Origin of the sequence: Hymenobacter rigui (genome assembly GCF_003944715.1) — a bacterium.
GTDB classification, from domain to species: Bacteria; Bacteroidota; Bacteroidia; order Cytophagales; family Hymenobacteraceae; genus Hymenobacter; species Hymenobacter rigui.
Window position 1 is genome coordinate 148,362 of the sequence record NZ_RWIT01000003.1, and the last position, 15,236, is coordinate 163,597.

General features: G+C 63.3%; 11 protein-coding genes and 1 tRNA gene. 7 read left to right on the forward strand and 5 right to left on the reverse strand.

Translation table 11 applies throughout. From position 1 onward, the window contains the following. Nucleotides 1-18: 18 nt before the first annotated feature. Entirely contained in the window at nucleotides 19-1,623 is a 1,605-nt protein-coding gene (locus tag EI291_RS07690; RefSeq protein WP_125419228.1) for an ArnT family glycosyltransferase, read from the reverse strand. 157 nt (nucleotides 1,624-1,780) lie between these two features. Between EI291_RS07690 and EI291_RS07695 the strand changes: the two genes are divergently transcribed. Then, nucleotides 1,781-4,408 (forward strand): DUF5686 and carboxypeptidase regulatory-like domain-containing protein, encoded by a 2,628-nt coding sequence (locus EI291_RS07695; RefSeq protein WP_125419229.1) that lies wholly within the window; start codon nucleotides 1,781-1,783, stop codon nucleotides 4,406-4,408. 104 nt (nucleotides 4,409-4,512) lie between these two features. On the opposite strand, the gene EI291_RS07700 is transcribed toward EI291_RS07695, so the two are convergent. Together EI291_RS07700 and EI291_RS07705 are read right to left on the reverse strand one after the other, a co-directional pair. Then, nucleotides 4,513-4,794, reverse strand: coding sequence for a DUF4834 family protein (locus EI291_RS07700; protein WP_125419230.1), 282 nt, complete (start codon nucleotides 4,792-4,794; stop codon nucleotides 4,513-4,515). An 18-nt stretch (nucleotides 4,795-4,812) separates the two neighbouring features. Then, nucleotides 4,813-5,565, reverse strand: a complete 753-nt coding sequence (locus EI291_RS07705; protein WP_125419231.1) for an FkbM family methyltransferase — start codon at nucleotides 5,563-5,565, stop codon at nucleotides 4,813-4,815. A gap of 135 nt (nucleotides 5,566-5,700) precedes the next feature. Between EI291_RS07705 and EI291_RS07710 the strand changes: the two genes are divergently transcribed. The 6 genes from EI291_RS07710 to EI291_RS07735 all read left to right on the forward strand — a co-directional run bounded on the left by EI291_RS07710 (nucleotide 5,701) and on the right by EI291_RS07735 (nucleotide 10,130). Next, a tRNA-Thr gene (locus tag EI291_RS07710) sits at nucleotides 5,701-5,773 on the forward strand. A 149-nt stretch (nucleotides 5,774-5,922) separates the two neighbouring features. Next, complete coding sequence (locus EI291_RS07715) at nucleotides 5,923-7,227, forward strand: tyrosine-type recombinase/integrase (RefSeq protein WP_125419232.1); 1,305 nt, start codon at nucleotides 5,923-5,925, stop codon at nucleotides 7,225-7,227. A gap of 315 nt (nucleotides 7,228-7,542) precedes the next feature. Then, a complete protein-coding gene (locus EI291_RS07720) occupies nucleotides 7,543-8,061 on the forward strand; it encodes a thermonuclease family protein (protein ID WP_125419233.1) in 519 nt (172 codons plus the stop codon). 40 nt (nucleotides 8,062-8,101) lie between these two features. Further along, nucleotides 8,102-8,737, forward strand: coding sequence for a DUF6266 family protein (locus EI291_RS07725; RefSeq protein ID WP_170172556.1), 636 nt, complete (start codon nucleotides 8,102-8,104; stop codon nucleotides 8,735-8,737). A 163-nt stretch (nucleotides 8,738-8,900) separates the two neighbouring features. After that, nucleotides 8,901-9,311: a hypothetical protein gene (locus EI291_RS07730; RefSeq protein WP_205701578.1), complete on the forward strand. Its 411-nt coding sequence runs from the start codon at nucleotides 8,901-8,903 to the stop codon at nucleotides 9,309-9,311. A gap of 144 nt (nucleotides 9,312-9,455) precedes the next feature. Continuing rightward, entirely contained in the window at nucleotides 9,456-10,130 is a 675-nt protein-coding gene (locus EI291_RS07735; RefSeq protein WP_125419234.1) for an SOS response-associated peptidase, read from the forward strand. Nucleotides 10,131-10,277: 147 nt separating this feature from the next. Here the strand turns inward: EI291_RS07735 and EI291_RS07740 are convergent, their stop codons facing one another. Together EI291_RS07740 and EI291_RS23150 are read right to left on the reverse strand one after the other, a co-directional pair. Continuing rightward, nucleotides 10,278-13,787, reverse strand: a complete 3,510-nt coding sequence (locus EI291_RS07740) for a hypothetical protein (RefSeq protein ID WP_148103394.1) — start codon at nucleotides 13,785-13,787, stop codon at nucleotides 10,278-10,280. Between the two features lie 69 nt (nucleotides 13,788-13,856). Next, nucleotides 13,857-15,197: a DNA/RNA non-specific endonuclease gene (locus EI291_RS23150; RefSeq protein WP_240635428.1), complete on the reverse strand. Its 1,341-nt coding sequence runs from the start codon at nucleotides 15,195-15,197 to the stop codon at nucleotides 13,857-13,859. Nucleotides 15,198-15,236: the final 39 nt, after the last annotated feature.

Consider the following 15,236-nt stretch of genomic DNA (forward strand, 5'->3'; position numbering starts at 1 on the left):
GCACCCGGGCCGAATCGTTCAGGGTTTATCTGCTAAAACCGCCCCGGCCGGTCCGGGCCGACGGGGCTCCAGGCGCACACACCACGCGGGCTCAGCCAGCACCACCAGCGGCACCAGCCGGAACCGGGCGGCCAGCCATGCCCGGTCTTCGGGCCAGGTACCCAGCACTTGCTGGCCGGCGCGCAACGCCTGCATCCCGGCCGCGTGGCGGGGCTGCATAGTAAGTATCATCGGGCGGTAAGCAGCGGGCAGCGTGAGCAGCGTAAAATCGAGGGCACTGTTGAACTCGTCGCGCAGCACTATCACCTCAGGCTGCGGCAGGACCGTTTCGACAATGCGGGGCAAAGCCATTTCGTAAGCTATATGAGAATTTTGGCGCAAGGTGTTGGCCAGACGTTCATGAGCCCGCAGCAGCACCACGGCTTCCGCCACTACCAGCCCCCCCACACCTACCTTCCACACTAACCCAAACGCGAGCCATCGACGGGCCCAGACGTCCCGCCAGGCCATGAGCAACCCGGCTATCAGCAGTGCCAGCAGCGGCAGCAGCGGAGCTGCGTACCAGTGCGCCCGGTTTTGAGCCAGCGACAGCAGCACCAGGGTACCGGCAATCTGCCAGGTCAGAAATCGTAGGTATTCAGGGAGGCCGCGCTGCCGGGCTACTGCCACCACGCTGGCCAGCAGCACCGGCGACCACAGCGAGAGGCCGGGATAAAACCAGTACTCCACATACATCCACCAGGGGCGGTTGCCGGGCGTCAGGTGGCTGCCGAAGCGGCCAGCCCAGTCATTGTACCAAGAGGCAGCGATGTACCCCGGGGCGGCCTGCTCACGCAGCACGTAAAACGTCAGCAGCGGCACCACCGCCGCACCAACCGCTACCCACGTTTGCCAGCGCAGCAACATGGCCCGTCGTTGGGCATCGCAGAGGGCGTACACGGCCAGGGCCGGCAGGGGCAGGCAGGCCGCCGCGCTTTTGCACAGCAGGGCCAGGGACAGCCCCAGTCCCGCCAGCAGCAGCCAACCAAAGCGGCCGTTACGCAGGTACACCCAGGCGCTGAGCAGGTAGGTAGTCACGCACAGGGTCAGCAAGGCATCGTAGTCGCCGGTGCGGGTGACGTGCTCACTGTTAAACAAAGGCGTGGTAGTCAGAATAAACCCGGCCAGCAGGCCCACACCGGGCCGGGCCAGTCCCCACACCCCAAACGCCAGCAGTACGCCCACTGTCAGCCAGCCGCTGAGGGCTGCGGGCAGGCGCATAGCCCAGGCAGTAGCTCCAAACCACTGCATACTTAGGGCCTGCAGCCACGGCATCAGGGGCGGCTTAGTATTCCAGGTATCGGGCGGGGCGATAAGGCGTGAAACCAGCCACGGGGAGGCGGCCGGCTTTCCGACCGGCCGCTGCCACACCTGCAGTGGCTCCGGCCCCAGGTTATCGTAGGGTTGGTCGGCGCGCAGTACCAGCCAGTCGTTGGTACGCAAAATCCAGGCGGCATTCACCCCAACCCGGCCCTCGTCCCAGATGCCCACGGGCGGCTTGCCGAGGCCGTACAGAAATAGTGGTATCGTAGCCAGCCAGCCCAGCACAAGCAGCAGATACGAAGGAACAGAGATGCGAGACATGCCGGGCAACGGGAGAATGGCAAAGATAGGCGGCCCTGTTTGGTCGTTGACAGGCAATACGCTCAACCAGTAAATCAGCGGGCAACTAACGTAGTCGGGCAACTGATTGACTTCAAATTATCTCTACCTTTCCGAAGCTGCACTTTTCTATCCGTTTATGCGTGTTTTCTGCTTATTCATCAGTTTCCTTCTGCTCAGTAACCTCGCCCACGCCGGTATTGTGCGGGGCCGCATTCTGAGTACGAAAGGCGAGGCTCTGGCCTTTGCCAACGTGGCTGTGAAAGGCACTACTCTCAACACGGCCTCCAACGAGCAAGGCAATTACCAGCTGCGCCTCACGCCCGGCCGCTACGAGCTGGTGTTTCAGTACGTGGGCTTCCGGCCGCACCTGGAAACCGTGCGCGTGGCCGGCGGCGACACGGCCACGGTGCTGGACGTAAGCCTCACTCCTGAAAACTATCAGCTGCGGGAAGTGGTGGTGCGCGGCTCCGACAAAGACCCCGCCTACAGCATTGTGCAGCAGGCTATGCAATGGCGGCGCTACCACCAGCGCGAGGTGGCCGCTTTCAAAGCCCGGGCCTACATCAAAACCCTGGGCCGCTTTACCGATGTGCCGGGTAAGATTCTGGGCCTGGTGAAGGTGGGGCCCGATTTCAAGCCGGGTATTTTCTACCTCTCCGAAACCGTGTCGGAAATGAGCTTCCGGCAGCCTAATGTGGTGCAGGAACGCATGATTTCCTCCCGGGTGAGTGGTGATACCAAGGGCATCAGCTTCAACCGGGCCAGCGCCGGACGGGGCCTTAATTTCTACCAGAACGTGCTGAAAAGCGGTTTTTCGGAACGGGGCTTTGTGTCGCCCATTGCGGCCAATGCGCCGTTGTTTTACCGCTTTGAGCTGGAGGGCAGCACCAAGCAGGGCAATCTGCTCATTCATAAAATAAAGGTGATACCCCGCCGCCGCACCGACCCGGTGTTTGCGGGCCACATCTACATTGTGGATGGCACCTGGCGGCTGCACTCCGTCAGCCTCGACCTCAGCAAGGATGCCCAGCTCGACTACGTGGAGAGCCTGCACATCGAACAGCTTTTCGCCCCCGCCCCCGGCCCCTCCGATGTGTGGGTGATGCAGAACCAAAAGGTGACGATTGGCTTCACCGCATTTGGGTTTAAGGGCAACGGCTTCATTACGGCCGTGCTGTCGAACTACCAGGTTACGCCCACCTACCCCAACCGGCCGGCCCCTACGGTGGCCCCCCCCGCCGCCACCGGCAAGGAGCCCGACGATGCCCCGGTTACCCGCGAGACGGTGGCGCAGGTGAAAAAGCAGAAGCCCAAACTAGACGGCCTGAGCCGGACTGTGCGCCGCCAGAGCCGCCAGGCCGAAGCCCGCGACACGATGAGCCTGGGCAAGCTGAAGCGCGGGGAAGTAATGCTGGTGGAAAAAGGCGTGAACGAGCGGGATACTGCCTATTGGGCCAGCATCCGGCCGGTGCCGCTCACCCAAGAAGAGCAGAAGGATTACCACGTGAAGGACAGTACCGAAGTAATCCGCAACTCTCGCCCATACCAGGACTCCCTGGACCGCAAGCGGAACGAGGTGGAAGTGGGCAAGTTTCTGCTAACGGGCTATAGCTACAGCAATACCTTCCGAAAGCGGCAGTGGTACGTGGCCCCGGTGTTTAATATCATCAACTATAATACGGTGGAGGGCGTGGTGGTAAACCCCCAGGCCACCTATACCCAACGCACCGACGACCGGCGCACCTGGTCGGTTACGCCCAGCCTGCGCTACGGCTTCAGCAACAAGCTACTGAGCCCCAGCGTGGCGGCCTCGTGGCAACTGGATCCGGTAAAACTCTCCCGGCTTAGCCTGCAGGTGGGGCGCAGCATCGAGAACTTCGACCCAAACAGCCAGCTCACACCCTTCATTAACTCCTACTACACGCTGTTCAAGAACCGCAACTACGCCAAGCTCTACCGCCGCGACGGGCTGGCGCTGGGCTACCAATGGGAGCCGCTGAATGGTTTTACGGTGCAGGCCAACGGCAGCTACTTCGTGCGCCGGGAGCTGCAGAACACCACCTACAAACTCATCATCGATCAGCGAGGGGAGGCTTTCACCTCCAATATGCCGCTGAATGATGAGCGGCCCGACGGCACCCACTTTGGTCGCAGCGAGGCCCTGACCACGGAGCTTACGGCGTCGTTCCGACCCGGTCAGCGCTACATCACCCGGCCCGATGGTAAAATCAACCTGGGTTCCAAATACCCTACCTTCCTGCTCACCTGGCGGCAGGGCATCGGAGGCGTGCTGGGCTCCGATGTGCGTTACACGCTGCTGGAAGCCGGTATCCGGCACTCCGTGAATCTGGGGCTGCTGGGTACCAGCAACTACCGGGTGGCGGCCGGTTTCTTCCCCAGCAGCCCCCGCCTAGCCTTCATGGATTTTCGTCACTTCAGTGGCAACAGCACCTACCTGACGGAGGACTTCGCCAAGTTCCAGCTGCTGGATTACTACCGCTACAGCACTGCCGACCAGTTTCTGGAAGTGCACTACAATCACCACTTTAACGGGTTCCTGCTGAACAAGCTGCCGCTGCTGCGCAAGCTGCACTGGCAGGAAGTGGCGTCGCTCAATTACCTCACCACCCCCACCGCCGGCCACTACGTGGAAGTTGGCGTGGGCATTGAGCATATATACAAACTATTGCGGGCTGATTTCTACACCGGCTTACAATCGGGCCAGAAAGTGGGTACGGGCATCCGGCTGGGAATTGGGTTTTAAAGGAATTACAAGAGCGTAAGTTCAAAAGGAAAAGCGTGTGCGCTACCAATAGTCAGGTAGCACACACGCTTTTCCTTTTGAACTTACGCTTCAGGCCCTTTTACTCAGCGTACTTCCTCAAAATCCACGTACTCACCACCCTTAAACTCGGCGGGCTTACGGGGCTTTTCTTTGGGTGGCACATAGTCTACGTGCACCTCACCGGTTGCGGCAGAACGGCTTTGTCCGTTGGGTTGCGCTGGGTTAGCGAACGGGCTGCTCCCGAATTGCTGCCCAAACTGGCGGGCCTGTTTTTTGAGCAGGTGGCTGATGATAAAGCGCATGAGCAGCGGCACTACGTACCGCCCAAACAGCCACAGAACAAGCAGAATCAGCAAAAATTTCATCGGCAAAAAAAGCAACGCCTAGGAAACGGGTTGAAAATAGAAGTCGGCCGTGACGGCGCTGGCCAGGTGGGCGGCGGTGCAGGGCTCCAGTTCCAAACGCTCCGACAGCACAAATGGTTTGTACCCCAGACCGGCCAGCAAATCGGCCACGGCCCGGCGGTTTTCCAGGCCGTTCAGCTCCGTCTGAATCAGAGGCCGGAACCGGCGCAGCGTATCCTGCATGTGCCGGAACACTTCGTATTCGAAACCCTCCACGTCGCACTTCACAAAATCCAGCCGCGGCAGATGGGCAAACAGCTCATCGGGCACGCGCATGGGTACCTCGTAGGTGCGGGCGTAGTGCTCATTCGGATTGCTGGCCGCCACCTTGGTCATGCCGTGATGCAGTAGGCCGTTGCGCTCCGGCGTGCCCATCTGAACGGTGGTAGCCTCGCCACCCAGCGCATAGGGCAGCAGCGTGAGGTTGGAGATACCGCTCAGCTGCACATTTTCTTTCCAGATGGCCTGAAAATTGGGAATGGGCTCCACGGCCAGCACCTGCCCCTGCGGGCCCGCCAGCCGGGAAAGCGCCACTGAGTAGTAGCCCAGGTTGGCACCGATATCCAGACACACGAAGCCGGGTCGCACAATCTTCTCCAGGAAAAACAGCTCCGGATACTTACGGCGGCCCCAACCGGCCCCCACCAGCCGCAAATACACCCGGCTTACCAATCGGATGTACCGCTCAAAACCCAGCGTGCGGACCAGCAGCTTGCGCAGTTGTTTCATCATAACGCTGCAAAGATGCCGGAAACCCCGCAAACCCGACGGGTGGTTTGCTGCGAAAAAAAATCGGCGGAGCTTGCACGTTGTTCCCGCGGCTTTCTATCTTTGCTGCCCCTAGCAGAAACGCTGCTCCGGGAAAATGCCTCTTTAGCTCAGTTGGTAGAGCAGCTCATTCGTAATGAGCAGGTCGTTGGTTCGAGTCCAATAAGGGGCTCAGTTATTATTACCCGGAACGCCCGGAAACTTGCTTCTCGCGCTGCGAAAGTGGGTTTCCGGGTTTTTTGCGTCTGGGGGTATCGGTAATCCTGGGCGCGAATTTTCCACTTAGGGGCGGGAAGCTCGCTACCTATTACGCTACCCTTTATGGTTACCCAGTTCGTGCTGCGCAAGCAGAAGAAAAACAAAGCGGGAGAATGTCCCGTGTACCTGATCGTCTATTTCGACGGGGCCCGGCTGACCTGCTCCACGGGCGAAAAGTGTAAGCCGGCCGACTGGAACGAGGACCGGCAGCAGTTCCGCAAATCGTACCCGCTGGCTGAGGAAGCCAATGACCTGCTGACGCTGATGGCCGGCAACGTGCTGAAATGGTGGCGCGGAGTGCGGGCGGCGGGACAGACGCCCACGGTGGCGGGGCTGAAAGACATACTGCGGCCGAAGCCAGAGCCGGCGGCCGAAGACACGACGCGGCCGGTGGCGGTGTGGTACGAAGAGTACCGGCAGTCGATGCGGGCGCGGGGCTACGCGTGGGAAACGCTGCGGCAGCACGTAGTGGCCCGCAACTGGTTTACGGGGTATGAGCAGTGGAGCGGGCGGCGGCTGGACCCGGCCACGTATGACCTGGCGCAACACGATGCGCTGCTGGGCTACCTGCGGGAAGTGCGGAAGCTGGCACCGAATACATTATACACGGCGGTGAAAGACCTGAAATCCTTCCTGCGGTTTCTGCGCGACGAACGGGGCGTGGCGGTGGGTGTGGAGTTGCGTAAGCTGGTGGCCAAGCCGGCCGACTCGCCGAAGCTGTATTTGTCGGCCGCGGACCTGCAGGCGCTGACTGATGCGATGCTGCCGGCCAATCTGGTGGCCACGCGGGACGTGTTTCTGTTCTGCTGCTACACGGGACTGCGCTACTCAGACGTAGTGGCCCTGCACGCGGGCAACGTGCAGGAGTGGAACGGCGGACGGGTGCTGCGCCTGATTCAGAGCAAGACGCGGGCGGGCGTGAGTATTTACCTGACGGCGGCGGCTACGGCCATTCTGGATAAGTACGCCGACCCGGAGCGGCTGCGCCTGCTGCCGGTACACCCGAACCAGGTGATGAACAAGTATCTGAAACGGGTGGCGAAGCTGGCCGGCCTGACGGCGGCGGCCGACCTGGTGAGTACGGGTGACGGAGGCATTGTGCGGGCGGCGGTACCCAAGCATGAGTTGGTGACGATGCACACGGCCCGGCATACGTTTGCCACGCAAAGTCTGCTGCGCGGCATGCCGGTGGAAGTGCTGCAGAAAGTGCTGGGCCACAAAAAAATTCAGACCACCCTGATTTACGCCAAGATTGTGGAGGACTTTCAGCACCACACCATGCGGCGAATCTGGGAAGAACAGAGCACCACCGATGATGTCGGGGCGCTGGATAACCGGGTTTGCGCCGCAGAACCTTCGGCGGCCTGACCGCACCCTTTACAGTTTTCATTTTATACGGCCCGCTATTTCAGCGGGCCGTTTTGGTGGGTACCAATTGAACTTACAGTACTCTGTCCCACCACAAAACATTAACAGCTACCAGATTACCTGAAAATATGCCTGCTCAAAATGCGTGCTTTATAGGTTAGGGCTTAAAGGCATATCTATAATTTGATAATAATTTACATATTTGTGTAAATGAAATATGTAAAAATTACTTTTATCTGTATTTACTTACTCCTCCTGGTAACGGGACTGGCGGTACAATCATCTGCGCTGCAGCCTATCCGGCTCTCCCGGAAGATGCCTGCAGTAGTGGTACGGCGGGGCCCGGTACCGGAATACGGTAGCGTACGGCGGGTGCTGGATGGGGACACGTACGAAGTGCTGCTGCCGGCGGGGCTGGTTCGCCTGCGTCTGCTGCGGGTAGATGCACCGGAACTCTCCCAGCCCTACGGCAAACAAGCCGCCGCACTGGTGGCGGGGTTGCTGCGGGGCCGGCTGCTGGAAGTCAGCCGGACCGGGGGAAGCACTTATGGGCGCGTTCTGGCGGGGCTGCGGGTGGCCGTACCGACGAGCGGGGGTACACGACACTGGCTGCGGGTGGACAGCATGCTGGTGGCCCAAGGCTGGGCCTGGGCCTACGAGCCGGGGCAGGCGACGCCTGACCTGGCCGGGCTGCAACGGCTGGCCCAGCACTACCGGCGGGGGCTATGGCAATGCGGCACCGCAACGGCGGTCAGGCCGGGCATATGGCGGGCCTACAATAAGCAGGAAAAAGCGCGGGCCTGGGTTGGCTGCTCCGGGTGGCCGCGCGAATAGTCAGCCAATTTCTATTTCTCTCACCTTTTCCCCTTACACGATGGCACGCATTTACAGCCCGTTGGGCAACATTAAAGGCAGCCTGGGCAACCTGACTTTTTCGGGTGGCACGGGTGACAACCAGATCCGGCAGAAAATTGCCAGCAACAGCAGCAACACGCCCGCGCAGCAGAACACGCGCAGCCGCTTTAAGCTACTGGCCGACCTGTTCCGCAAGTTTTCGGGCGCGGCCCAGATGGGCCTGCTCACCCAGGGCGGGAAGTCGGCCTACAACCGCTTCGTGCAGCTGAACTTCATCAACACCCAGGCCGACGCGCTGAACGTGGCCAGCATCGACTACTCGAAGCTGGTGCTATCGGGTGGCTCGGTGGAGCCGCTGGCGGGCGTGGGGGCCGTGCTCGATGCCGCTACGGGCAAAGTGACGGTGAGCTTTGCCGATAACACCAATGGCAACACGGCGCTGGAAACGGACGGCGTAAAGGCCGTGGTGGTAAACAAGGCAACCGGCCGGGTAATGGCCGCTGCGGACGAGGACGTGACCCGGGCCGATGGCAGCCTGGACATCGAGGACAATTCGCTGCAGGGAGTGGCCCCGGCCGACCTGATGGCTCTGGCCTTCGCCTACCGCGCCGACGGCTCGGACGCCTCGGCCACGGCGCAGGCGCAGGTGGCGTAGCGGCAGGACGGCCCCGGCCGGCTTTCGGCCGGGGCCGTTTTGTATTCAGGCCGGATGAGGCGGCCGGGAGATACCTGGGAGAAAGCTAGGAGAAGCCCCCCGGAAACCCGCGCCGGCCACTCAGACCAGATTCTTGTATTTTTTCAACTCAGACTCCAGAACCATGGCAAAGACTGCCTATCAGAAACAAGCCGACAAGCGCACGAAGGACGCGCTGCGGCTGCGGGCCCGCTTTGATGCGCGCCTGCGCAAATCGGCCCGGCAACTGCTTGACGCACTGACCGGCACGGCTCAGGCCAAAGCCCGCCTGGACCGCATCAACCTGCTCTACGGAGTAGACATCAGTACTGAAACCCTGCTGGCCCGGGATGTGCGCGTGGCGGGTCTGGGTGAAGCGCTGGCCCCGTTATTGGGACAGAGCACGCCCGGTGAGGAGGTGCAGCTGTTCAACCCCACCCCGAACGGTAATGGTGGCGCGCTGCTGGCAACGGAGGCCGTATTCGGGGAAACTATAGTGACGGAACCTACCCCGATTGAGCTGCCGCCCGTTCCTGGGCCCGATGTGGCGGGTTAAGAAGTTTTATTCAAGAGAAAACGGCCACCCTATGGGTGGCCGTTGACATTTCATTTAGGTACGAGGGGCGACGCGGAACGGCCCGGATCGGTTGGCCGTTACAGCAAGGTACCCCGGCCGGCAGTGGCCCCTTCGCTTTTTCCCATGTGCGGACGTTATACCCAAACCCTCCCCGGCCCGGTGCTGGCCCAACGCTTTGAAGCGACGGCCCCGGCCGAGCTGGCTACGACCTACAACGCGGCCCCATCGCAACGGCTGGCGGTGATTACCAATGCCCGGCCCGACGAGATTCAGCTGCTGCAGTGGGGCCTGGTCCCGGCCTGGGTGAAGGACCGCTCCGCAGGCCCACAGCCCATTAATGCCCGGGCCGAAACGCTGGCCGAAAAGCCTTCTTTCCGCACCCTGCTGCGGCAGCGCCGTTGCCTGGTGCTGGCCGACTCCTTCTACGAGTGGCAGCAGCAGCCCCTGCCCGGCTTGCCCGTGAAAACACCGCACCGCATTTTGCTGACCCAGGCCGAGCCGTTTGCCTTTGCCGGGCTGTGGGATGAGTGGGTGGACCGCGCCACCGGGGAGGTGCTGCCAACCTTTACCATCGTTACCACCGAGCCCAACGCCCTGATGGCCCGCCTGCACCACCGAATGCCGGTAATTCTGCCCGACCGGGCGGCCGAACTGGCCTGGCTGGCCGAGGGTCCGGCCGACGCTCACCAGGCCCTGTTGCGGCCCCTGCCCGATGGCTACCTGACGGAGTACGTGGTCAGCAAGGCCGTCAACTCCCCGGCCCACAACGGACCCGAACTGCTCGACCCCGTTGAATAATTCAGCGTAGCGTACTGCGGCCCCTCTCCTGCTCAACTGCAGCTGCTGCGGATGCTGCCGGACATTACGACTCATATCACCGATAAGCACAACGGCCACCCTTGCAGGTGGCCGTTGTGGTAATAGGCTCTTGCTAGTATTGACGGGCTAGCGCGTCAGCACGAGGCGGGTATGCAGGGGGACAGTGCCTGCCCCGGTCACGCGCAGGATGTACGTGCCAGCGGGCAGGTTGGCCGGCAGTTGCAGAGGCAGTGACGCAGCTTCCGTGGGGGGCTGTATAGCCTGGGTGTGCTGCAGGCGGCCGGCGTTGTCAAGCACCTGCAGGGTAAGGCGCTGGCCGGCGCGACCCGACACAGTGAGGGTAAGCGGCTGGCCGGAGTCGGCCGGGTTGGGCGCCACGGTGAGCGAAGCCATACGGTCAGTACCGGGGCCAACCGACACGATGCTGCTGTAGTGCAGTGTACCATCGGTATCTTCCTGGGCGAGGCGGTAATAAAGCGCGGTGGCCGGGGCCGCAGCGTCGAGGGCCTGGTAGCGGCGGGCCTGGGTGGTAGTACCGGCAGCGGCCTGGCTGCTGATTGAGGTGAATGTACGGCCATCAAAACTGCGCTGGACACGGAACAGACGGGCATTCAGCTCCTGGGCCGTGGCCCATTGCAGCTGCACGCCGCCGGTGGGCTGACGGGCGGCTGTGAAGGCCGTGAGCGTAACGGGCAGAGGGGCCGAAAAGGCTCGGGCGGCTGAGTAGCTGTTGGCCACGCGCAGTCCGTCGAGGAGCAGTGGGGACGTATTGGAGCCCTGGCGCAGGGCTACCGCGCCGATGCTGCCGGGGGCCGACGTGGCGGATTCCGTGCTGGTGGCTCCGGACGTGGCCGGCTCGCTCTGCCCCGGATTCACGTACAGCTTGGTTTCCGCCCCGGAGGGCCCGAACGTGTAGCGCATCACCAGCAGGTAGGTCGTGTTCAGCTCGTAGAGGGTCGGATCGTACTGAGTCGTGGTGCCGCTGCCCGATACCCCGAACTGGATTTTACCCCCGCTGGCCGAGCGCACGAACAGGCGGGCCCGGAAGGTGCTCACCACCGGATCGGTACTCAGGTGCAGGAAGTAGTCGGCCGTGCTGGCCGAGCTGACGTTGACCAGGGCCGAAGCATACACGGCCGTACCGGCGGCCTGGGCCGGGAAGGTGCGGCTCACGTCCTCCCCCGAGGCGGTCAGGGCGGCGGCGGCGTTCACCGCGGCCGGGCGGTTGAAGCCCGCTGCGTCGTAGCCGTTGTAAGCCAGGCCGGGGGCGCTGAGCAGGATGGCACTGGTGCCGGGCGCGCTGTGGGCCGTCCAGCCGTGGTCGGTGAGCCGGTCCCCGGCCGGGTAGTCGAAGTTCTCGGCCATCAGCAGGCCGGCCGGCAGCGGGGGCGTGGACAGGGTCAGCTCCCCGTGAGGAGTGAGCAGGTAGTTCTCGGCCCCGCTGGTGTTATCGTCGTTGTAGTCAAACACGGCGAAGGTGTACTCCGTGTCGGCCGTCAGACCGGTGATGGTGAGGCTGCCGGCGCTGCCGGCCAGCACCACGTAGGTGCCGGGCGTGGGCTGGTCGCCCTGCCCGAAGGCACTGTTACCGACGTAGGTCGTGCCGTCCGTGGGCTGGAACGTCAGGGCCGGGCCGGGGGTAGCCAGTAGCAGCTGTTTGGCCCCGTCGCCCCCGCTGATGGTGAGCGTTACGCTCGTGGGCGAAACGGTGGTGGCCGTGAGGGTGCTGCCCTGGGTGGGCTCGGCGGCCAGGGTAACGGCCGAAGTGGTGAAGCTCACCTGCTCCCCGTAGCTGGTGCCCTGGGCATTGGTGGCGTACGCCCGCGCGTAGTAGGTTGTGCTGGGCGCGAGGCCGATCAGCTGGCTGGTAAACGTGCCGAGGCCGGTGCCCTCCTGGGTGAAATCATCCTGGGTGGTGGGGGCCGGCATAGTGGCGTAGGCGACACCCCGGGCCGTGACGGCCGCGCCTCCTTCCTCCTGCACTTCACCCCCGGTGGTGGCGGCCGAGCTGGTCACGGCCGAGGGCAGGATAGTGCGCACGCTGGGCGGATACGCCGGGCTGGTACCGGTGCCGGAAACGGCAATGCCGGGCAGGGTGCCGGCTCCGGCCGTGGAGACGGTGATGCTGCCGGTGTAGGCCTGGGCCAGGGCGGGAACGAAGCGCACTTCTACCGTGGCCGACAAACTGCCGCTACCCGCGGGCAGGGTCAGCGGAGCGCAGCTAAAGGCGCTGGTGCCGGTGCGCAGCTGGAAGCCGGCGGGCGGAGTCAGGGTGACGTCCCCGGACAGGTTGCTGCCAGTCAGGGCCACGGGTTTGGCGGCAGAAGCCGAGCCGGTGGCCACGCTGCCGAAGTCGGGTACCGGGTTGGGACTGGCCGTGACCGTGGGCTGGGGGGCACTCACGGTAATCGTCACCGGGGCGCTGGTAGCCGACACGCTGCCGCAGGTACTGCTGGCCTGGGCGACCAGGTAGTAGGTGCCAGCCACGCCGCCGAAGTCCGCGCCCCGGGGCGTGTAGCTGGCGGCTGTGGCGGTGCTGATGGCCGTGGGGAACGGGCCCATGCTGTTGGTCCCGTAGGCCCAGGTAAAGGCAGAGGGTGCGGTAGCCGAGGCCGTGATGGGTGAGCCGGTGCCGGTGGTGGTGATGCTCTGCCCCGAAGTGGCGTTGAGGGTGACGCTGTTGCTGGCCGGAGGATTGGTTACGGTCAGGTCGGCCGTATTGGCGCTGCCGATGGTGCCGGAGGCGGCGTGCACCACCCGGATGCGGTAGCCAGTGCCGGCCGGAGTACCGGCGGGTAGCGTGGCGGTAATCGGCGTAGCGGAGCCCGAGCCGATCAGGTTCTGGGTCAGGTCGGCGGCAAAGGAGCCGCTGGCATCGGAGAGCTGGGCGGCGAAAGTACCCGTGAGCCCGCCCGTGACGGTATAGGGTACCGACACGGCGCTGCCGGCCGAGGCCGTCACGCAGAACGGACTACCGGAGATGGCAGAGGTCGTGATTTTGGGCGTAACGGGGCCGGCCGTCATGGCTGTCACGGCCAGGTTGTCGAGGCTGATCTTGGGCCGGGAGCCGCTGGGGTTGGTACCCCCGGCGGTGGGCACGATATAGAAGCGAATCTTGGCCGTGGCGCTGTTGTCAAAAGCGGCCGGCAGGGCCAGCGCGGTCAGCTGCCCGGAGGACGCCGTATTGTTGGTCAGCACTACGCTGGAGCCGGGCAGATCCACCCAGGCCCCGCTGGTGCCGGTATTGGTTTGCAGCTTGAAGGTAGACTGACGGTTGCCGGAGGAATTGTTCACTTCGGCCCAGGTCAGAGAAATCGTGCCGGCCGTGGTACCGGTAAAGTCCAGGTTCAGATCAAAGGCGGCGGCGTTAGCATTGTCGTTGCCGGTGGCCAGCAGCAGGATGGTGCCCGTGCCCTTCTGCACGCCCCCGCTGGTGCCGGTATTAAACACGAGGTTCTGGTTGGGCAGCGTGGGGCTGGGCGTGGCCACGGAAAAGGGCGCGGCTCCGGTTCCGGAGGCAAAGTTGTCGGTCCAGCCGCTGATTTGACTGAAGTTTTCGGCGTAGTTGCCGGAGCTCAGGGCGTAGGGCGTCTGGGCGCGGCTCGTCAGGCTCAGCAGCACCAGTAGGGCCGTCATCAAGCGAGACAGAGAGGAAAAAGCCTGCATATCGAAGGAAAGAGAAATCAGAAGGAAAGGAGCGGCGGCCTAGTTGGTGGGGCCGTTGTCGACCTGGGCCTCTACCACCTGCTGCACGCTGGTGGGCAGGGCCGAGAGCAGGTCCAGGCCGGTGGCAGCCTCGATGGCATCCACGGTGGTGCGGTACTGGCCCCAGTTGGTGGTCATGCCGTTGTCGTTGGGCGTGTCAATGGCGATGATGCGGGTGCTGGCATTCACGCGGCTGATATCATTGGTGCCCTGAGGCAGCACCACCAGTACCTTCCAGATGCGCTTGGGCACCTGGATACGGCCCTGGTCAATGGTTTCGGCGTACACCGGGCGGTCCGGCTGGCCGTTCGCCCGAATGACGCCGTTACCGCCCTTGCCGTAGGAGCCCATGATGATGTAGACCTCGTTGCCGGCGTCGATGAGGGTGCGGCCGTAGTTTTCCAGTGCCGCCCAGGTCTGCTGGTTGTTGGTGGGCGACTGGGGAATCATATTGGTCATCAGGAACGTGGCCGAGTTGTCGGGCACGGAGCTGGTACGGTCAGCCGAGGGGCAGTTGTGGCCCCGGTCAAAGCCCGAGCCCGAGTAGCTGCTGGTGCTGACCTGGTACCAGCCGGCGGGCAGCGTGTTGTCGGCCCGGAAATCGTTCTGGCGGGGAGCGGAGCCCACCCACTTCGGGGCCAGGTACCACGACACCCAGTTGGGCTTACCCTGGTCGCGGTGGTAGCTCAGCGCGTACTGAGGCTTTTCCATCAGGTAATTGGTGGGCTGGTTCACGTCAGCCACCGCCCCGCTGGGGTTGCCCATGGTCAGGTGCTGGTCGTCGCCCACGGTGGATACCGGGGGCGTGGCCGAGTAGGCCGCCACCGTGAAGTTATCCAGGTTCAGGCGGGCCGCTCCCCCACTGACTTTGCGCAGCTGAAAGCGCAGGGAGCCGGGTACCCCGATGGGGAACGAGGCCGTCTGCAGGGCGTAGCCGGTGGCCACCACCGGCTGACCCACCCGCACCCAGTCGGCGCAGCCCTGGGTCTGGTACCAGAGCTCGAAGGCGGCAGTGGCATCCGTGCCGTAGGCGGCGTGCTGCACGGTGACGGTGCTGGCTCCATCCGCCAGAAAGAAATCCATCGTGAGCGTACCCCGCTGCTGCAGGCGCACGGCCTGAGCACCGGCCTTGTGGTCCTGGGCATCGGTGCCCAGCAAGGCATCGTCGAAGGTCCAGGAGCCGGTACCCAGCGTCACGGACGCGGCCGGATACGTGGTTTTGGTACCGGTGTCAAACGACTCCGTGGTAGTTGTCTGAGCCTGGGCGGCAGCGCTCAGCCATCCGGTCAGGGCCAGCAGCAGGGGGATGCGCACGGCCCGGGGAAAGGTAAAACTGGACATCAACTGGATTGAAAAGGAAGAACTTACCGGTCGGACGTG